The sequence below is a fragment of the Microbacterium luticellae genome, from assembly GCF_050408645.1.
Classification (GTDB): Bacteria; Actinomycetota; Actinomycetes; order Actinomycetales; family Microbacteriaceae; genus Microbacterium.
In genome coordinates this window covers 490,759-509,954 of record NZ_JBNTKE010000001.1, presented here as the reverse complement: position 1 = coordinate 509,954, position 19,196 = coordinate 490,759, and the positions used below count along the sequence as shown (strand labels likewise).

At 60.8% G+C, this 19,196-nt stretch carries 16 protein-coding genes; 11 read left to right on the top strand and 5 right to left on the bottom strand.

Annotation, left to right across the window (positions count from 1 at the left end):
• Position 1: 1 nt before the first annotated feature.
• From ACQUSW_RS02495 to ACQUSW_RS02475, 5 genes are all read right to left on the bottom strand, one after another.
• Positions 2-859 (bottom strand): hypothetical protein, encoded by an 858-nt coding sequence (locus ACQUSW_RS02495; RefSeq protein WP_428930683.1) that lies wholly within the window; start codon positions 857-859, stop codon positions 2-4.
• A 93-nt stretch (positions 860-952) separates the two neighbouring features.
• A complete protein-coding gene (locus ACQUSW_RS02490) occupies positions 953-1,327 on the bottom strand; it encodes a hypothetical protein (RefSeq protein WP_428930682.1) in 375 nt (124 codons plus the stop codon).
• Positions 1,324-1,983, bottom strand: coding sequence for a DUF2637 domain-containing protein (locus tag ACQUSW_RS02485; RefSeq protein ID WP_428930681.1), 660 nt, complete (start codon positions 1,981-1,983; stop codon positions 1,324-1,326). The genes ACQUSW_RS02490 and ACQUSW_RS02485 overlap by 4 nt, the downstream gene beginning before the upstream one ends.
• Positions 1,983-2,894: a bifunctional DNA primase/polymerase gene (locus ACQUSW_RS02480; RefSeq protein WP_428930680.1), complete on the bottom strand. Its 912-nt coding sequence runs from the start codon at positions 2,892-2,894 to the stop codon at positions 1,983-1,985. Before ACQUSW_RS02480 ends, ACQUSW_RS02485 begins: the two co-directional genes overlap by 1 nt.
• A complete protein-coding gene (locus ACQUSW_RS02475) occupies positions 2,891-3,988 on the bottom strand; it encodes an ArdC-like ssDNA-binding domain-containing protein (RefSeq protein WP_428930679.1) in 1,098 nt (365 codons plus the stop codon). Before ACQUSW_RS02475 ends, ACQUSW_RS02480 begins: the two co-directional genes overlap by 4 nt.
• 329 nt (positions 3,989-4,317) lie before the next feature.
• Here ACQUSW_RS02475 and ACQUSW_RS02470 point away from each other — a divergent pair, with 329 nt between their 5' ends.
• The 11 genes from ACQUSW_RS02470 to ACQUSW_RS02420 all read left to right on the top strand — a co-directional run bounded on the left by ACQUSW_RS02470 (position 4,318) and on the right by ACQUSW_RS02420 (position 19,177).
• The gene (locus ACQUSW_RS02470; protein WP_428930678.1) at positions 4,318-4,743 is read left to right on the top strand and encodes a hypothetical protein; all 426 of its coding nucleotides are present in this window, start codon (positions 4,318-4,320) and stop codon (positions 4,741-4,743) included.
• A 70-nt stretch (positions 4,744-4,813) separates the two neighbouring features.
• Positions 4,814-5,290: a hypothetical protein gene (locus ACQUSW_RS02465; protein ID WP_428930677.1), complete on the top strand. Its 477-nt coding sequence runs from the start codon at positions 4,814-4,816 to the stop codon at positions 5,288-5,290.
• Positions 5,287-6,276, top strand: coding sequence for a hypothetical protein (locus tag ACQUSW_RS02460; RefSeq protein WP_428930676.1), 990 nt, complete (start codon positions 5,287-5,289; stop codon positions 6,274-6,276). Before ACQUSW_RS02465 ends, ACQUSW_RS02460 begins: the two co-directional genes overlap by 4 nt.
• A complete protein-coding gene (locus tag ACQUSW_RS02455; RefSeq protein ID WP_428930675.1) occupies positions 6,273-7,424 on the top strand; it encodes an alpha/beta hydrolase in 1,152 nt (383 codons plus the stop codon). The genes ACQUSW_RS02460 and ACQUSW_RS02455 overlap by 4 nt, the downstream gene beginning before the upstream one ends.
• 114 nt (positions 7,425-7,538) lie before the next feature.
• Positions 7,539-7,736, top strand: coding sequence for a helix-turn-helix domain-containing protein (locus ACQUSW_RS02450; RefSeq protein ID WP_428930674.1), 198 nt, complete (start codon positions 7,539-7,541; stop codon positions 7,734-7,736).
• Positions 7,733-11,014 carry a helicase-related protein gene (locus tag ACQUSW_RS02445; RefSeq protein ID WP_428930673.1) on the top strand — a complete coding sequence of 1,094 codons (3,282 nt, stop codon included), beginning with the start codon at positions 7,733-7,735 and terminating at the stop codon, positions 11,012-11,014. Before ACQUSW_RS02450 ends, ACQUSW_RS02445 begins: the two co-directional genes overlap by 4 nt.
• Positions 11,011-11,679, top strand: a complete 669-nt coding sequence (locus ACQUSW_RS02440) for a DUF4391 domain-containing protein (protein WP_428930672.1) — start codon at positions 11,011-11,013, stop codon at positions 11,677-11,679. The genes ACQUSW_RS02445 and ACQUSW_RS02440 overlap by 4 nt, the downstream gene beginning before the upstream one ends.
• A 19-nt stretch (positions 11,680-11,698) precedes the next feature.
• Entirely contained in the window at positions 11,699-13,558 is a 1,860-nt protein-coding gene (locus ACQUSW_RS02435; protein ID WP_428930671.1) for a site-specific DNA-methyltransferase, read from the top strand.
• 4 nt (positions 13,559-13,562) lie between these two features.
• Positions 13,563-16,640, top strand: a complete 3,078-nt coding sequence (locus ACQUSW_RS02430; RefSeq protein ID WP_428930670.1) for a type III restriction-modification system endonuclease — start codon at positions 13,563-13,565, stop codon at positions 16,638-16,640.
• Positions 16,641-16,873: 233 nt separating this feature from the next.
• Positions 16,874-17,848 (top strand): DUF8606 domain-containing protein, encoded by a 975-nt coding sequence (locus ACQUSW_RS02425; RefSeq protein WP_428930669.1) that lies wholly within the window; start codon positions 16,874-16,876, stop codon positions 17,846-17,848.
• Positions 17,849-17,917: 69 nt separating this feature from the next.
• A complete protein-coding gene (locus ACQUSW_RS02420; protein ID WP_428930668.1) occupies positions 17,918-19,177 on the top strand; it encodes a protein kinase domain-containing protein in 1,260 nt (419 codons plus the stop codon).
• Positions 19,178-19,196 lie beyond the last annotated feature (19 nt).

Here is a 19,196-nt window from a genome sequence, read left to right as displayed (position 1 = left end):
TTCAGCCCTTCCGGCCGGGAGCTGCGAGGGCGATCTGGAACACGAGCTCGTCATCGTGCAGCAGTGAGTGCACCGTGTCGCCGAGCAGCAGCCGCATCAGTAGCCCGCGTCCGGCGGTCGAGGCCTGGAGGGCTGCTTGGGTGTTGCCGAGGAGCACGCGGACGACGGCCTTCCATGACTCGGCGGGCAGGTCGAGCAGAATCGGGGCCTGCTTGTCGTGTCGGAGGATCTCGTAGGCGTTCGCGCGAGTGCCTGCGCGTTCGGTGGTCTCGCAAACCCGGTCGATCGTGACCTGTGCTGCCGTCTTCGGCCAGCCCAGCAGCACGAACAGCTGCACCGCATCCGCGATCGCCGCCCGCGCCGTGGCCTGCGGCGTCACCACACCCGGCACGCCTTCGGCGGGCTCGTCGTCGAGGTCGTCCTGGTGCCGGTCGGTGACACGGAAAGCGGGGTGATAGTCCGAGAGCGGCGTCTCGCGATCGGAGATCCGCTCGGGGTCGTGGAGCTCAGAGATATGCGGGCGACGGGCCTTGTTCGTCGAGCAGAGCAGCCCTTGGCCACGTTCTTCAGCGATGCAAGTGATTTGCACGGCCCGGGTCACGACACCCCACGGGTCGTTCGCGCGGCGCGTGGACGCCATCCGCATCACCTCGAACGCTGCCGATGCCGCTTCCCAAGGGTCTAAACCGTGCCTGCGCGCGAGAGCCGCATACTTGCAGGCGGCGTGCGCCATGAGTTGCCCGGCGATCGGGTCGTGCTGCCACGCGCCCGGCCCTCGCTGGTGGAGTCGTGTGAGAACGTGCCGGAGCCCTTCACCGGTGGTGAAGTCGTCGGCCGGACCTGCTGTCAGAGTCGTCATGTCGGAAAACCTCCTGAAGACCAGGTGCGCGCCGCTTCCCAGAAACCAACGGTCCCGAAAAACGGCACACGCACCGACGTCTCCAGCAGTCGCTTATGCCATGCCGACCGGGCCGCGTTCCGCACCGGTGCGCGTGCCGGAGCGTCCGAAAGCGGAGATCGGCGGGAGCTGCCGTGCCCGATCAGCCAGGTAGCGTGCAGAGTCGGCGGTCGCAGTGCGGGTGCGGCGCATGAGTTCAGTGTGGAAGTCGATGCCCGCCCCGGCCACACGCGACCCGGCGCGCATCATGAGATCGCGGGGCCTGACCCATTCGACGCCGCGTGCGCGCACCGCCGCGGGATCGAAGGCGAGATCCCGGCGATGCTGCCCGATCGACGCTGCCTCGATCGCGTCAGGCACACCGTCCATCCCGGCGCGGTCGACCGGCTCGATTCCGCTCGTGCGGGGCGTATCGGTGGTGGTGTTCATGATTCCTCCTTGGATTCATTCGTCTCTGCCGCCTGATCTGGCGCAGAGGTGGTCGTGATGTCGTCGGCGTTGGTGAGCCAGCGGCCGATCGTCGAGGGGTGAACGTCGAGTTCGCCTGCGATCTGCTTGTTGCTCCACCCCATGCCGCGAAGTGCCGCCGCGAGCTCGCGCCGATCCACCGTCTCAATCTCGGACTCCTCCTCGGCAACCGCATCGATGACGGTCAGCTCGTTGAGCGGTGCCGGTGCGGGAGTGGATGCGGTGTCGTTACGGGCGAGGATGACGGTGAGGTGCGTGATCGCGAGCAGTACGACCGGCGGTACCGCGGCGACGGCTCCGGCGAGGCTTCCCGGGACATCACTGTCGGCGGCGATGATCGCGTGGATCGCGTTCGCCGTCACTGATACGAGCGCTCCGCCGATGAGCAGCGCCCACGGGTACCAGGCGGCAGGCTTCCCGGCGAGGGCAACGACAGCGACGGTCGCGACGACGATGATGCCGTCAACGATCAGCGGCCACGCCCACGCCTGCCCGGCACCGATGCCGGATCTTCGGGCGAGATCCGCGAGCGAGGTGAACGAGAGCCAGAACGCACCCGCGGCGATGAACACCGTTCCCGCGACAGCCGTGATCACCGCCCAACGCCGCTGCCGCATCACAGTGTCCTGACCGGTGCCGAGATTGCCGGTGCGCGATTCGCCCACCGGCGGGCGGTCTCGTTCGGGCTCGTGGATAACGACCCGGTGACCGTGCGGAACGCGGAGCGCACCGTCGTCGACACCTCACGCTCGCTGAGCCCTGCCTGCCCGCCCGCGACGGTGAGCGCGTCGAGTGCGTCGGCAGCGCCGACGCCGTGTTCGGCCATCTTGCACGCGGCCCAGAACAGGCCGTGATTGCGTTCGCCCTCCTGAAGCCTGGACACCCATCCGGCGAGCCGCTCCACCTCGCTCGGCGCATACGACGTCGCCACCCGCGGCAGTACGACCGGGCGCGGGTCGAGGAAGTTCCGCAACCGATCCGTTTCGAGCGGCATCGCGCGCCCCGACGCAAACTCGATCGCCCGATACGGGACGCGGTCGCCGTCGATGCCGCGGCTCGTGGGAGGTACGACGATGTAGCCGCCGTCTCCTCGGAAGTCGATGCCCGCCTTCGCCGCCTGCCAACAGCTCTGCGGACCGTCCGGCGATGCCGGGTAGTACAGGTGACGACCTCCCGAGGGCGTATCGACAGCGAGCTCCCACCCGTCGAGGAAGTGCCGAGACGCCGCACGCTGGAGCGCGTCGTAGCCGTTGACGCCATGCACGTCGACATCGACGACCACAACGCCCGACGGCATGCCGGTCGGGATCGCGAGCCCTGCCTGCGGGAACCGCTGCCACCAGCGCTCCACCTGCGCTCGCTCGGTGCTGGCGTCGTGAAAGCCGTGGCGCGTCAGCGGACGTTTGTCGTCGCCGACCGGGAACACCGGCACCTTCACGTTCGCGAGCTCGACCGCCGCTTGAGCTGGGGTCGCCCACTCGGGCATCCGGTGCATCACGGAGGCGAACGAGCCCGGCAGCGCGCTCATGACAGGCTCCGAACCGCCACCTGATCCGCAGCGCGGGCCGCCGCGACGGGCTCTGCGAACCGCGCACCGCGCTCAGGCGTGTGCGCTGCTTCAGGGGTGCGGCGCTTCGGCGCATCGCGATCGAGCCCCGGCGGGACGCCGTTACTCACCTGTGCGGTGTCGAGCTGGTCGAGAATCTTCAGTGCGGTGGCACGGACGCGTTCGCCGGTGGCTTTGACGATCTCGGCGGGCTCTTTCCCGTCGACGTTCGCCGCCCACGACGACACATACGGAATCGTGTAGGCGCTCGTGTCCATGCCGTGTGCGGCACCAATCATCAGCGCCACCGACTCGGCCTCCACCTCACCGATGCCGCGATGTTGCCGGGCATCAACGTTCTCCGGATCGTGCATCAGGACGTGCCCGAGCTCGTGCGCAAGCGTCTTCACCCGTGCCGCATCATCCATATCTGAGCGCACCTGCACCGTCCGAGACCCGTAATCGGTGACCCCGTTTGCGCCGTAGATCTCGGACGCGCTGGCGGCGTCTGCGAGCGTGAATCCGGCCGCTTCGACCTGCTGTTTGAGGCCGTCCCAGAGACCCGTCGGGGCCTCGCCGGTGAGGAGTTGCGCGCGCGGGAGCTCCGGGAGCGGATCGCCATCGGTCTGGGAGACATCCCACACGTAGGCAGGGCGCACGCCGATCATCTTCGACCGCACAACCTCACCGGGGCGAGGCTTCTCGAACTTGTTCAGCCGCCGCCACGACTCCGGGTCTGCCGGGTTCGGAGAGGCGAACCGACCGGTGACCGGGGCGAGAATCTGATAGCCGGGCTGACCCTTCATCACTTGACGGCCGAGATCCTGCCACTGCTTATACCCAGCGACATACGTCGGCACCGGTTCCGTGACGTGGCCCTGCTCGTAGGCTCCCTGGTGCTGGAGCCAGATCAAGAGCGTGTTGTTGAAGGAGCGGCTGCGGAAGTTCGCCGCGAACGCGATCGCCTGCTTCCAGTCCTCACCCGTCACGAGCTGCTCAACCGCGCCGGTGAGCTTCTCGTGCAGCTCATCAAGCTTTGCGTCCCGTGCCGCTTTGCGGTCTTCGACAGTAGCCATCACCCGGCCTCCTCTTCGCCGTACCGCCGCGAGTCGAAGTGCGGCGATATGACTTAGAGGTGCGCACCAGCTCCCGCCGGGGCGCGTCGTGGGCCGGTTTTGGGCATGGGGGTATCGCAAGGTGCACCTCCTCGGTGCAGTGGCGCGAGCATGCCCACATTTCCCTCGTTGAGCATGCTCAAACGGAGCGGGCTTACCGTTCTACCACCAGATTTGAGCATGCGCAATGCTTGTGTTGAGCATGCTCAAGGTTTAGATTGATCATGTGCAACAACCGACGATGGTCGTGGCACGTAACTGCCAATCCCTACCTGAATGGAAGGGGCGTCATGCACACAGCCGAAGAAGAGACCCGCACCGCAGCAGCACTGCTCGCGAAGCGTCTGCGGTTATTGCTTGACGTCAAGACAGCCGAGTCCGGCTCGGAACCTGCCTATTCAGAGATCGCCGCGTTCCTCAAAGAGCGCGATACGAACCTGTCCCGTTCCCGTTGGACGTACATGCTCAATGGGACTCGCAAAGTTGACGACCCCGATGTGTTCGCTGGCCTCGCGGAGTTCTTCGACGTCGATGTCGACTTCCTCACCGGTGATAGTGACGTGTCCACACCCGAGAAGGTTTCAGCCCAGCTGGATCTTGTGCGGGCGATGCGTGCAGCGAAGGTGAAGTCCTATGCGACTCGCACCCTCGGTGACCTGTCACCACAGACCCTGGAAGCAATCACGCAGTTCCTGGATCACGAGATGACGAAGTAACCGAGCAGCTCCGGCGTCACGCCTCACCAGACGGACACCGCGGATGTTCTCGAGTAGACAGTGAGACACCGTGAATATCGACCAGACCGTCGCCGCAGCCATCGCGGCGCTCAACTTGGGCGAACATATCTCGTTCGACGCGCTCACCCAGGCGATCGAACACCAGCGCGGCCGCAGGATTCAAGTCTCCGAACTCAAGGAACTCGGAGAGTACGACGGCCTGTGCGCGTTGCTGTTCTACGCGCAAGATCGTGACCTGATCCTCCACGCGCATTCCGACTCGCAGCTGCATACCCAGCAGTTCATCCTGCACGAGTTCGCGCACATCATCCTCGGTCACTGCGACGACGACGGCACATCGCATGATCTGTCCGCCCTCGATGGGCTCCTGCCAGACATCCCGGCAAGCGTGCGCTCCCGTGCACTGGCACGATCCGACCTCACCTCTGAACAAGAGATCGCCGCAGAGTCGCTCGCAGACATCCTTGCAGCACGGATTCGAGGATCGGCATTCGCCGATACCAGCTACACGGAGATCTTCGGATGACACAGCTGCTCGTCGCGGCCGTGATGTGGCTGCTCGTCATCAGCCTGCTCATCCTGCGCAGACGCCGCACCGACCGCAGCATCACCTACGCATCCCTCGCGATCGCAATCTCGATGACCTTCAACGTCGACGAGATCTACTTCGGGATCGACCGCGCACTCGGCAGCACGAACATCACCACCCTCATCGGCGACGGCCTCCTCATGGTCGGTCTGTCGTTCCTCGGCCGCGGCGTTATGAAAGCTGGCGAGTACCGGCCACGCCTCGCGAAGATCGCCGTCGGCCGCCCCGCACTTGCCGTCGCTCTTGCCGCGGTCATCATCTGCTTCATCTTCATCGACCGAGGCACAACGACTGACGCCTTCATGCACGATGTCGGTGACCAGCTCGCGGCCTGCGCGTACTCGCTCACCGTGTTCACGTACTGCGCCATCGTCGTCGGCGCGATGCACGTCCTCGCCATCAGCCAATGGCGCGCAAACCGCGGCCTCCTGCGCATCCCCGCGATGCTGCTGACCTACGGGTCACTCTGCGGGATCGCGCTGTGCATCACCGTCTGGGTGATGGACATCTCCCACGTCACCGGCCACATCATCATCCTCGAAGCCGCCATCCCGTTCTATGGGCCGCTCATGCTCGCCGCATTCGTGCTGCTGTGCGCAGGATTCATCGCGCAACCCCTCACCAGGCTCCTGCGTAGGCGCTTTCACCACGTCCGCACTGTCGTACTCATCGCGCAGCTCGAACCTATCTGGCGAGAGGCGAACGTCCTTCGCCCGGGCCTCAGCAACCGGCAAGCCGCGACCGACTTCCTCGATGACCCCGAAGCGAGGTTGCACCGGCAAGTCGTCGAGATCCGCGACGCCATGATCGATCCGCGCGTGAAATTCACGCTCACCCGTTGCGAACTCGCCGTCGTCCAACGCGCCGAGCGCCACCTCCTCGGAGCAGCCCCAGTCCATCGGCCCGCGCCGGAGCCCGCATGAGACCCGCACGGATCTTCACCGCCGCAGCGGCAATCGCGGTCGCCGTCTGCGGTGCAGCAGCTGCACTGGGGTGGATCGTGGCACGAACACTCACCGCGCCGGTGAGCGGGCGACGCTTCGACCTGCGTGTGCATGACATCGAGCACGACGGTCAGCGGGCCTGGGTCGTGCTCGACCGCACCAGCGACACCACCGCAACAGGGGTCTACAACCTCTGGTTCGAACACGGCGGATGGGCACAACTGGGGACCGAGATCGAACGCCGCGATTCTGACCGAGTCGCCCGTGTCATCACCGGAATGCCCGATGGACTCGTACCTACGCCTGGCGATCGCGTCTCTTGGAGCGGGATCTACTACGCCACACCCGCCGACGCCGGGCTCGACGCCCACGAAGTCAGCATCCAGGCTCCGGCAGGACCGTGCCCGGCGTGGCAGGTCGATGGCTCCTCAACGTGGGCGATCCACATTCACGGCCTCGGCGGCACCCGTGCCGGAACGGTCCGCGGCGTTCAAGTCGCCACCGAGCTCGGCTTCACATCACTCGCCGTCAGCTACCGCAACGATGGCGAGGGCCCCACCGTCGGTACCGGACGCTCGACGCTTGGATGGACCGAGGCCGACGACGTCGAAGAAGCCATCCACTACGCGCTCAGACGCGGAGCGGAGCGGATCGTGCTATTCGGATGGTCGATGGGCGGAACCATCGCGATCCAGCTCGCGCTACGGCCACACCTGACACAGCAAATTGATGGTCTCGTGCTCGACTCACCGGTGCTTGATTGGCGACGCGCGATCCGAGCGAACTGCAAGCGCGCAGGACTGCCTGACTTTGCAGAGAGGCTCGCGGCCCTATGGCTCCAATACACGCCGCTCGCACAGCTACTCGGATTGCCGAACGTTGTTCCGATCGACGCGACGAGCTTCAAGGCCTGGGCAGCGGTGCTCACGACGCCCACGCTCATCGTTCAAGGCGCTGCCGACCAATCCGTTCCCGACAGTGCTGCCATCGAACTCGCTGAGCTCAAACCAGGCGTCATCGAGCTGCATCGGTTCGACGCAAGTCACACGGTGAGCTGGAATCGAGATCCCGTCGCCTGGCGCGCCGCCGTGATGGATTGGCTCCAGCAGGCGAACCGACACCAGTAGCCATGCACCCCACAGCTGGCCTGACCAGTTGAGGACCGGAAAAACCCGGCTCCACAGGGCCTGCACCGATATGATCAATGAGTAGCCATAGGTGGCCCACAAGGAGGAACGCGCATGACCGAGCCCTGGCTCTCCGCCGACGACATCGCCGCGCACCTCGGCGTCACCAAAGACACCGTCTACACCTGGATCGCCGAGAAGCACATGCCCGCCCACAAGGTCGGCAGACTCTGGAAGTTCCAGGCTTCAGAGATTGACGACTGGGTCCGCAGCGGCGGTGCCGCACAGGACGAGCCGGAGGCGCACGCATGAAGTTCATCGACAACGTCTCAGACCTGCTCGGCGATGACCTCAAATCTCAGCTGCGGCCGGGCTCGAAAGTAAGGATCGCCGCGTCAACGTTCTCGATCTACGCCTTCGAAGCGCTGCGCAAAGAACTGGAACAGATTGATGAACTCGAGTTCATCTTCACGTCTCCTTCCTTTGCGCCGGACAAGGTGACGGACAAGCTTCGCAAGGAGAAGCGCGAGTTTTTCATCCCGACGAAGGGCCTCGCCGAGACCACGCTGGCGGGCTCCGAGTTCGAAGTTCGACTCCGCAACAAACTGACCCAACGCGCCATCGCACGAGAATGTGCCGAGTGGGTCCGTAAGAAGGTTAAGTTCCGTTCGAACGCCACCGGCAAGTCGATGCAGCAGTTCGCCGCCATCGACGATCGCGCCGTGTACGCGCAATTACAGGGCTTTACGACCTCTGACCTCGGGTACGAACCGGGCGCAGCAGTGTCGAACATGCTGAACCGTTTCGATGAAGCCCCCATGACGACCACGTACATGGACGTGTTCGACCAGATCTGGAACAGCCCCGAGCAGGTCATCGAAGTTACGCAGGCAGTGCACGACCACATCGCCACGGTGTACGCGGAGAACTCGCCTGCACGGATCTACTTCGTCATCCTCTACAACCTGTTCTCTGAGTTCCTCGATGACATCAACGAGGATGTCCTCCCGAACGACCGCACCGGCTACCTCGACACGAAGGTGTGGCAGAGCCTCTACAACTTTCAGCGAGATGCCGCGACGGGCATCATCAACAAGCTCGAGACTTACAACGGCTGCATCCTCGCCGACAGCGTCGGCCTGGGCAAAACGTTCACCGCGTTGGCTGTGATCAAGTACTACGAGCTCCGCAACAAATCCGTGCTCGTGCTATGCCCGAAGAAGCTCGCCGAGAACTGGACGAACTACAACGCCAACCTCACTACGAACCTCTTCGCGCACGACCGCTTCAACTACGACGTGCTCGCCCACACCGACCTTTCCCGCACGAAGGGCGAGTCGCTCGGCCTGCGGCTGGACCGGATCAACTGGGGAAACTACGACCTCGTCGTCATCGACGAGTCCCACAACTTCCGCAACGCCGACTACTCGGAAGAGAAAGAATCGCGGTACCAGCGGCTCATGCGTCAGGTCATCAAGGAGGGTGTGAAGACCAAGGTCCTCATGCTCTCCGCGACGCCGGTGAACAACCGCTTCAACGACCTCAAGAACCAGCTCCAGCTCGCCTACGAGGGTGAGTCGGAGAACCTCTCAGAGCACCTAAACCTGTCGACCTCGGTCGAGAAGGTCTTCTCTGATGCGCAGAAGGTCTTCAACGAGTGGTCCAAGCTGGACGCGGAGCACCGCACCACGGATCGTATTCTCCAGATGCTCGACTTCGACTTTTTCGAGCTCCTCGACTCCGTCACGATCGCAAGGTCACGCAAACACATCCAGGCGTTCTACGACACCACCGAAATCGGCGCATTCCCGGAGCGGCTCGCACCTCAATCGATCCGCAAGCCGCTCACTGACCTCGAAGGCGTGCCGAGCTTCAACAACATCTTCGAGCAGCTCCAGTCGCTCACTCTCGCCGTTTACACGCCACTGGCATACGTCTTTCCAAGTCGGCGCTCGAAGTATGAAGTCGACACTGGTAACGGTAAGAACACTGATAACTTCCTGGCGGGCAAGGGCCAGTTCGGTCGCGAGCAGGGTCTGAAGAAGCTCATGACCGTCAACCTGCTGAAGCGCCTTGAGAGCTCAGTAGAGGCATTCCGGCTCACCCTGCAGAAGATCCAGGACTCCGCGAGCACCACACTCGCGCGCATCAGCGCGCACGCCGGGAACCTTGCAGAGATGGTTCCCAACCTGGACGACATTGACTTCGATCTTGACGATGAAGACGATGCAAACATCGAAGCGCTCTCGTATGGCGAGAAGCTGAAGATTGATCTACAAGACATCGATATCGAGTCGTGGCAGCGCGATCTCTGGAACGATCAGGAGACGCTTCGCGAGTTGCTCGAAGAGATGCACCGCATCACGCCTGAACACGACACGAAGCTCCAGGAGCTCAAGCGCCTGCTCCAGAACAAGTCAGACCACCCGCTGAATGACGGAAACCGCAAGGCACTCGTCTTCTCGGCATTCGCAGACACCGCCGAGTATCTCTACCGTGAGCTGGGGCCGGAGTTCGCGAAGGCGGGGCTAGAATCAGCGGTCATCACTGGTGGAAGCCACGGCGCGAAAACAACGCTAGGTACGGGCTTCGACTTCCAAGAAGTCATGTCGCTGTTCTCGCCGCGGTCAAAGCAGCGCGACGTGCTGATGCCGGGAGAAACTCGCGAGATCGACGTGCTCATCGGTACGGACGTCATCAGCGAGGGCCAGAACCTTCAGGACTGCGACTACCTCGTCAACTACGACATCCACTGGAACCCGGTCCGCATCATCCAGCGCTTCGGTCGCATCGACCGCATCGGCTCGACCAATAAGGTCATCCAGCTGGTCAACTTCTGGCCGGACATCACGCTCGACGAGTACATCAACCTCAAAGACCGTGTCGAGAGCCGCATGGTGATCGCCGACCTCGCAGGTGTCGGCGACGACAACATCCTCGACCCCAACAGCGCAGACGCGACCTACCGCAAGGAGCAGCTCCGCAAGCTCCAGGATGAGGTCATCGAACTCGAAGACGTACGCGCGGGCGTCTCGATTACGGATCTCGGCCTCAACGACTTCCGCATGGACCTCCTTGGCTACGTCAAGGAACATGGCGACCTTGCCAACGTGCCGAAGGGGCTTCACGCCGTCGTACCCGCAGCACCTGAGCAGGGTCTCGTTCCCGGTGTGATCTTCGCGCTTAAAAACATCAACGCGAGCGACGAGATCAACCGAGGCAACCGGCTCCACCCGCACTACCTGGTCTACCTAGACGAAGAAGGAAACGTGGTCGCGGATCATACGGAAGCTAAGCACCTCCTCGATCTGTTGCGGGCTGGGAGTCGACCATATGAGGAGCCTGTCGCGGAAGCTGTGCGGAACTTCAATGAGCGCACCCGAGAAGGCGTTGCTATGGAGCGTTACTCGGAGCTCCTTACTGATGCGATCAAGTCGATGATCGATGTCACCGAGGAACGCGACATCGACAGCCTATTCAGCGCAGGTCCGACTACCGCGCTCACCCAGTCGATCGCAGGCTTGGACGACTTCGAGTTGCTCGCGTTCGTCGCCGTCGTCGACACGCAGTCTGAGAAATCTGGCCGATGAGTGACATTCTGTATCGATGGCCTGAAGCTGCTCGAGTTGGTAGTCGTGTGCCGAAGGAGAAGCTGTACGAGCATGGCAATGTCTCGACAGCGCTGCGCGAACAGTTCGTTTCGGACATTGCCCGCATCACGTGGGCGTACAAGCTCGCAAAGTCCACGGTCAACTTGCCTGCTACTGATGAGGTCTCTGAGATCCAGGTTTTCCGCATCGACGCAAAGGACGGCGCTGAAGTATCGGACCAACTTCTCGCGGTGATCGACAGAGCGATCTCTTCCCCGATCATCTTCGAGATCGCCCGTGAGACCGCAAGCGGAATCGAGCTGCGAACGGTAGCCCAGCTCAAGCAGCAAGGGCCGAAGTCGACACAGCCTGGTCGTTACTCCAATACCGCGTGGGTGACTGAAGACCATGAACGTCAGCCACTGCCGCCAGCAATCAACTTGTCCGCGCTATACGTTGCACTGTTGGAGCCTCTGGCCGAGGTCAGAGCGCGACCGGGTGAAGCGATGTCAGAGGTTGCTGCCAGGCTCAAAGAGATCGGCAAGCTCGAACGAGACATCACCGCGTTGCAACGAAAACTAAGAAACGAGAAGCAGTTCAATCGCAAGGTAGAGCTGCAGCAAGCACTTAAGACCAAACAGGCCGAACTGGAACAGCAGAGGTAATCCCGTGGAGAAACTACGCATGACGTCGCCTGATCTGACCGAAGCTAACATTGCGAAGATCACTGAGATGTTCCCGACTGTGGCGACAGAGACGATTGGTGCCGACGGAACCCCCTCGCGGACTATCGACTTTGACCTCCTTAAGCAAGAACTCTCTAATTGCATTGTCGAGGGTCCGCAGGAGCGCTACCAGCTTGATTGGCCAGGCAAGCGAGCAGCTGCCTTCGCCGCAAACGCACCGATCGCCAAGACGCTGCGACCAGTACGAGAAGAGTCGGTCGACTTTGACACGACGAAGAACCTCTTCATCGAGGGTGACAACCTCGAAGCATTGAAATTGATGCAGGAGTCGTACCTTGGAAAAGTCAAGCTAATCTTTATCGATCCGCCATACAACACTGGTTCAGATCGCTTCGTATATGAAGACGATTTCGCGGAGGATACTGAAACGTACCTACAGCGCTCCGGGCAAACTAATGAGTTCGGAGAAAGAATCAAGGCCAATGTTGACTCGAGCGGAAGATTTCATTCCGACTGGCTCAGCATGATGTACCCGAGACTCAAGCTCGCACGGAACCTACTTTCTTCAGAGGGCGTGATCTTCGCTTCGATTGGCGACGCCGAGGCTTCGACGTTCAAACATCTTCTTGACGAGGTGTTTGGCGCTCACAATTTTGTAGCTACGGTGATTTGGCAGAAAGTATATTCGCCGATGAACAGCGCTACGCAGTTCGCCTCCGTCCACGATTACATCCACGTGTATGCTCGCAATGCGGCGACGTGGACTTCAAATCTTCTTCCCAGAACCGCTGATCAAGACGCTGCATACAAGAACCCCGATAACGACCCGCGCGGACGTTGGAAAGCAGTTGACGCCACAGCAGCAGGCGGTCACGCAACCCCAAGCCAGCATTATGAATTGGTCACTCCAGCCGGAAAACGCTTTACGCCGCCCCCTGGACGAGCCTGGCTTTATACTGAGCCACGTTTTCAAGAAATGGTTTCTGACAATCGTGTTTGGTTTGGAAATGATGGCCAAGGTCGCCCAGCAATCAAACGTTTCCTGACTGAAGTCAAGCAGGGGCGCGTCGCGCAGACGTTCTGGCCTTACGATGAAGTAGGCCATAATCAGGACGCAAAAAAGGAACTTCTTTCGCGAGTTTCTTTTGCGAACGGCGACACCGTCTTCGACACGCCCAAACCAACCAAGCTCATTAGGCGTATGCTAGCGCTGGCCACGGACCCCAATACAGATGACATCATTCTGGACTTCTTTGCAGGTTCAGGTTCCACCGCAGACGCGGTGATGCAACAGAATGCGGAAGATGGAGGTTCGCGGCGCTTTATTCTTGTCCAGCTTCCGGACGACGGAGATGGACGGCGGAAGAGTATCCCAGACGTCGCCCGCGAACGAATTCGAAACGCAGGACAAGCAATCTTGTCAGCTGCGGGGTTGGAGGCGGCGCGGCTCGACACCGGTTTCCGTTCGTTGCACATCGACACAACCAACATGGCTGACACCTTCACTGGTGCTGACGACTTGGTACAGGCCGCTCTGTCGGACTCCATCGACAGTGTGAAGCCAGATCGCACGGATGAGGATCTTCTTTTCCAGGTTCTACTTGACTGGGGCATGGACCTCACGGAGTCGGTCAAGCTCGAGACCATACATGGCCGACGCGTGATGTCTGTATCTGATGATGCCTTGATTGCTTGTTTCGCTACCGATGTCCCGGCCGATCTTTTGCAAGAGATCGCATATCGTCGTCCGCTGCGCGCGGTATTTCTCGACTCTGGGTTTGGTACCGACGCTGCACGTATCAATGCTGAGCAGATCTTCCGCGAGGTGTCGCCCGAAACTGAAGTTAGGACGGTCTGACTCGATGAAGCTCCAGTTCAAAGTCCAGAAGTATCAGTCTGATGCTGTCGATGCTGTCGTGGATGTCTTTACCGGACAGCCATTTGCTGACGGTGTGAAGTACCGCGTTGACCCAGGGAAGGGTACCGCTCCAACTCTGTTGGAGGACGCTGGATTACGCAACGCCGAAATCGCGCTCACACTCCCGCACCTTCTCACCAATATCCAACGAGTGCAGCGTTCCCGTGCTCTGCCCCTGTCGCCCGACCTCAATGACCCCGCGAAGGTGTCCGCAGCTCCACTCAATCTCGATATCGAGATGGAGACCGGCACTGGCAAGACGTACGTGTACACGAAGACGATCATGGAGCTCCACAAGCGCTACGGCTGGTCGAAGTACATCGTGGTTGTGCCCTCAATCGCGATCCGTGAGGGCGTGAAGAAATCCTTCGACATAACAGCTGATCACTTCCAACAGCTTTATGGAACAAAGCCACGCACGTTTGTCTACAACTCGTCTCGGCTGCACGAGATTGAACGTTTCTCATCAGACGCTGGTGTGCAGGTGATGATCATCAACACCCAGGCGTTCAACGCCACGGGTAAAGATGCGCGTCGCATTTACGAGGTACTGGATGACTTCCAGTCCCGAAAGCCGATCGATGTTATTGCAGCGAATCGCCCCATCCTCATCATCGATGAGCCACAAAAGATCGAAGGAGATGCGAAGAAGCCGTCGAAGTCTCTGAAGGCTCTGGGCCTCTTCAACGCATTGTTCGCACTTCGTTACTCTGCGACTCACAAGATTGAGCGCACTAAGGTACACCGTCTCGACGCGGTCGATGCTTACAACCAGAAGCTGGTGAAGAAGATCGCTGTGCGTGGCATCACGGTCAAGCACCTGGCTGGAAGCAGCGCGTATCTCTACGTAGACGGCTTGGAAGTTGGCAAGGGGCCGGACTATCCGAAGGCTCGAGTAGAGCTCGAGGTCCAGACCGCTCAAGGCATCCGACGTCAGGTCAAGCGACTGAGCCAAGGTAGCAACTTGCATGACATCTCGGGCGGCATTGAGGCGTATAAGGGCCTCTTTATTCGCGACGTAGACGCTAACCGTGACATCATCGAGCTCAGTAACGGGGACGTCCTCGGGGCAGGTGAGGTCAGCCAGGACGTGACCGACGATCTCAAGCGGCGTATCCAGATCCGAGAAGTGATCCGTGCTCACCTCGAGAAAGAACGCGAACTCTTCGCGCAGGACATCAAGACACTCTCGCTGTTCTTCATCGATGAAGTCGTGAAGTATCGCGATTACGAACGTGAAGACACTCTTGGCGAGTACGCGCGGATCTTCGAAGAAGAGTACGAGTCAGTGTTGGCCGACTACCTTGGGCAGCTGGATGTTGATGAGGCTGCCGAGCGGTTCCGCGAGTACGTCGAGGCCATCCCAGTGCGTTCGACACATGAAGGCTACTTTTCAATCGACAAGAAGACAGGGCATTCTGTCGACGGTAAAATCGCAGCGCGCGGCGACTTCGCTGGTCAGTCAGACGACGTCGACGCGTACGACCTGATCCTCAAGGACAAGGAACGGCTCCTCTCCTTTGAAGAGCCGGTGCGTTTCATCTGGTCACACTCAGCGCTCCGCGAAGGCTGGGACAATCCGAACGTCTTCGTTATGGGCATGCTCAAGAAGAGCGACAATACGACAACTCGCCGACAGGAAATCGGCCGTGGTCTCCGCCTGGCGGTCGACCAGCATGGCGAGCGGATGGATAACCCGGTCACTGTGCATGAGATCAATGAGCTCACCGTAGTGACGGACGAGTCCTACACCGACTTCGTCACGGCCCTACAGAAGGAGATCGTCGAGACGCTCTCTGCACGCCCCCGTAAAGCAAGTGTGGACTACTTCGAGGGCAAGCAGATCACGCTCGAGGACGGCTCCACGAGCGTCCTTGAAAAGGCGCTCGCGCAGGCGCTATACAACCACCTAATTCGTCACGACTACATCGACGACGACGGTGTAGTCACTCAGGCATATAAGGACGCCCGAGCCGAAGGAACCTTGGCCGAGCCCTCGTCCGAAGTCCTCAAGCCTGTCGTTGATTTCGTCTGGCCGCTCGTCGATGCTCTGTATCTCGACGTTCCCACGCCGAAGGACGGCCGCAAGCTCAAGAAGATCCCGTTCAACGAGGCGAACTTCAAACGGCGGGAGTTCCAAACTCTGTGGAACCGCATCAACCACAAGGCCGTCTACCAAGTCGAGTTCGACTCTGAAGAGCTGATCCGCAATTGCGTGCAGGCGCTCGACAAGTCTCTCAACGTCACGGTCATGCAGTACGTGGTGGAGAGCGGACAGCAGGTAGTCGGGCTCGATGTCGAGCAGCTGGAAGCAGGTACTGGTTTCAAGGTCACCGAAACTGAGGTGGCAGAGTCCGCGGTGTCGGCTGGTTCCACGGTCAAGTACGACTTGCTGGGCGAGATCGCCGAGAGGACGCAGCTGACACGGCGTACCTGCGCGGAGATCCTGACAAGGATCAACCCGGCGACGTTCGCGAAGTTCAAGCAGAACCCCGAACAGTTCATCACCGAGGCGGCGAAGCTCATCAACGAGCAGAAAGCCACTGTGATTGTCGAGCACCTCGCGTACAACGCCTTGGACGACACCTTCGACTCAGCGATCTTCACCGAGAACCAGTCGGCGCAGGACTTCTCCAAGGCTGGCGAGAAACTGAACAAGCACGTCTACGACTACGTCGTGACGGACTCCAAGATCGAGCGCGAGTTCGTGAAGAAGCTCGACGTGAGTACCGAGGTCGCCGTCTACGCGAAACTTCCGCGTGGGTTCTTCATCCCGACGCCTGTCGGGGATTACAACCCTGACTGGGCGATTGCGTTCAACGAAGGCAGCGTGAAACACGTTTACTTCGTCGCAGAGACCAAGGGCTCGCTGTCGACGCTACAGCTCAAGGGGGCCGAGAACGCGAAGATCGAGTGCGCTCGCAAGTTCTTCGAGCAGGTCAACCAGCGCAACAGCGACGACGTGAAGTACGACGTCGTGACCAACTACGACGAACTTCTACAGTTGGTGACGACTGCATGAGTGAGGGATGTCAGGCGCATGTTCCACGCGGGTCGGAGTTGTCGGCTCCGTTAAGCCAGCGTCGTTCGGCAGTAGTCCGAACTTTCGTTAGGCGCGGACGCCTCTTGGAATGGAGTATTAATGGCAGTTGAGATGGGGCTGTGGCGAGCCGACGGTGACCGCCTCAGCCGAATCACGCCCACGGCGATCAGTCTTGATCCCAACTCGAGTCCTACATCGAGTCTGACCCGTCGATGCTTGGTGAAACTCTGTTGGTCATCGGACGGCAGGTCGCCACCGCGTTCGGCGGGTTCATTGACCTTCTCGCGCTCGATGAGACGGCATGTGTGCACGTCATCGAGCTCAAGCGCGACAAAACACCACGTGATGTCACTGCGCAGGCGCTCGACTATGGGTCGTGGGTGTCGGGCCTTGGCCGTGCCGAGATCCAGAGCATCTTCGAGGCCTACAAGCCTGGCGTGGCCATTGAGGAAGCATTCGCTGAGTGCTTCAACGAGACTTTGCCCGAGGAGGTTAATGCCTCCCAGACGTTCACGATCGTTGCAGCTAGCGTCGATGCTGCGACTGAGCGGATCGTCCGATTCCTCAATGAAGACTTCGGCGTGCCGATCAACGTCGTCTTTTTCCGGCACTTCGAAGACAACGGAGCGAAGTACCTCGCCCGGACCTGGCTCGTGGAACACGAGGGCCAGCAGCCCACGGCAACCTCTCCTGCACGGCAGACGAAGACGCGAGAGGCATGGAACGGCACCGACTGGTACGTGTCCTTCGGTGAAGACTCGGGTACACGCCAGTGGGCTGATGGGCGCAAGTACGGCTTCGTCTCTGGCGGAGGCGGGAAGTGGTTCTCTCAGACGCTGAAGAATCTCCCTGTCGGTGCGCGCGTCTTCGTCCACATCCCGAAGACTGGCTATGTCGGTGTCGGCACCGTCACAGGCGAAGGCCGCAGATTCGATCAGCTCCAGGTCGAACTCGATGGTGCCGAGCGCTTCGTCAAGGACCTGCCGTTGACTGGTTCGTACGCACACGAAGGTGACTCAGAAGACGAAAACGCTGAATGGGCAGTAGCAGTCGAATGGGTTCACACAGTGCCTCGTGAGAACGCGATCTGGAAGAACGGCATGTTCGCGAACCAGAACACCGCGGCCAAGCTACGCCAGAAGTTCACGATCGACCAGGTCACCGAAGCGTTTGGCCTTGAAGACTGACCCTTCTCGCCACTCACACGCGCGATGAATCGAACAGCCAGACGCTCAAGAGAGGAAGTTCTCCAGGACATGCTCCCAGACCGGTACGAGATCAAAGAGATTATCCACGCGACTGAGATCTCGCGAGTTTGTGTCGTCGAACGAGACGGCCAGGAGTTCGTCGCCAAGCTCCCTCCGCTCGGTAATGAGCATGCGGAGAAGAGGTTCGCGCGAGAGATCCTGGCTCTTCAGCGCGCCGCTGGCCTCAATACGATCCCGCTGATCGACTTTGACGATTCCCTCTCTTGGTATGTGATGCCACGCGCCGTTGGTAACCTCGCGAGTTTTCCTGCACCCTTCACCGTCGATGCTGCGATCGCTGTGCTGGAAGCCATTACCTCATCGCTGGCCGCACTGCATGCGGCAGGAGAAGTGCACCGTGATCTAAAACCGGGAAACATACTGTGGCTGCATGATGCTCAAGGTGGTAGGTGGGTTGTTGCCGACTTTGGGATCGTGCGCAATCCCGCCGGTCTCACGACGACCGGGCTCACGCGTACAGGCCGATTCCTCGGAACTGACGGTTGGGCTGCACCGGAACAAAGCGTCGACGCTCACGCAGTCACACCAACGGCGGACGTATATGCGGCAGGTCTTATCGCGGCCTGGATGCTTACTGGCGTGCACCCGTCCGCTGGCGCTGTGGACCACCTGGTCGGCAAGCCTCTTTCGTCGGCAATCAGTCGGGCCGTGAGTGAGAAGCCCCACCGTCGCCACGCGAGTATGGACGCCTTCATGGAGGCGTGTCGAGCTGAGCTGGTGCAAACGAAGCCCAGCCTTGCATCGCTGATAGCGCAGGGTGCATTCAACGAAATTACGTCCGTGGGCATCGCGCAGCCTGGAGTCCGAGATGCTCAGCTCGATGCGCTCGCAGCGTTGACTCCCCAGGAGCGTGACCGGTGGTTTTCGGCAGAACGTGAAGGCCTCACCGACGTTCTCACTAAGGCGATTGACGGTTTGGTTGACGACGTGAACATGATCTCGTTCAGCGCGACTGTCGATCCAATCCTGAAGCACGGGGTCGAAGTGCTCCACAAGCTCGCACTGTCGCAGCTGCCTGGAACGAGGCAGTTCGCCGTGACGGTGTTCGGTGGTATCGCGGACATTCACCAGTTCGCTCCGGCCAGCTTGGCACTCGATCGAATCGACGCTTTGCCGATACAAGCCCAAGAGACAATTCGTGCAGCCCTTCACGAGGCCGGAGCCTGGGACTTCTTCGCACAGATGGCTTCTGACCGGTTCCCGTCTCGTCGCCGTACACCACTGCTTATTGAACTTGCAGGCCAATAGCGCCTCCAGCCAGCCGAGA

Bases quoted from the DNA above. Each gene is read 5' to 3' on its own strand.
- ACQUSW_RS02460 (WP_428930676.1), top strand. From the start codon at position 5,287: ATGACACAGCTGCTCGTCGCGGCCGTGATGTGGCTGCTCGTCATCAGC.
- ACQUSW_RS02435 (WP_428930671.1), top strand. From the start codon at position 11,699: ATGACGTCGCCTGATCTGACCGAAGCTAACATTGCGAAGATCACTGAG.
- ACQUSW_RS02440 (WP_428930672.1), top strand. From the start codon at position 11,011: ATGAGTGACATTCTGTATCGATGGCCTGAAGCTGCTCGAGTTGGTAGT.
- ACQUSW_RS02495 (WP_428930683.1), bottom strand. From the start codon at position 859: ATGACGACTCTGACAGCAGGTCCGGCCGACGACTTCACCACCGGTGAA.
- ACQUSW_RS02420 (WP_428930668.1), top strand. From the start codon at position 17,918: ATGCTCCCAGACCGGTACGAGATCAAAGAGATTATCCACGCGACTGAG.
- ACQUSW_RS02445 (WP_428930673.1), top strand. From the start codon at position 7,733: ATGAAGTTCATCGACAACGTCTCAGACCTGCTCGGCGATGACCTCAAA.
- ACQUSW_RS02475 (WP_428930679.1), bottom strand. From the start codon at position 3,988: ATGGCTACTGTCGAAGACCGCAAAGCGGCACGGGACGCAAAGCTTGAT.
- ACQUSW_RS02490 (WP_428930682.1), bottom strand. From the start codon at position 1,327: ATGAACACCACCACCGATACGCCCCGCACGAGCGGAATCGAGCCGGTC.
- ACQUSW_RS02430 (WP_428930670.1), top strand. From the start codon at position 13,563: ATGAAGCTCCAGTTCAAAGTCCAGAAGTATCAGTCTGATGCTGTCGAT.
- ACQUSW_RS02450 (WP_428930674.1), top strand. From the start codon at position 7,539: ATGACCGAGCCCTGGCTCTCCGCCGACGACATCGCCGCGCACCTCGGC.
- ACQUSW_RS02425 (WP_428930669.1), top strand. From the start codon at position 16,874: ATGCTTGGTGAAACTCTGTTGGTCATCGGACGGCAGGTCGCCACCGCG.
- ACQUSW_RS02470 (WP_428930678.1), top strand. From the start codon at position 4,318: ATGCACACAGCCGAAGAAGAGACCCGCACCGCAGCAGCACTGCTCGCG.
- ACQUSW_RS02480 (WP_428930680.1), bottom strand. From the start codon at position 2,894: ATGAGCGCGCTGCCGGGCTCGTTCGCCTCCGTGATGCACCGGATGCCC.
- ACQUSW_RS02485 (WP_428930681.1), bottom strand. From the start codon at position 1,983: ATGCGGCAGCGGCGTTGGGCGGTGATCACGGCTGTCGCGGGAACGGTG.
- ACQUSW_RS02455 (WP_428930675.1), top strand. From the start codon at position 6,273: ATGAGACCCGCACGGATCTTCACCGCCGCAGCGGCAATCGCGGTCGCC.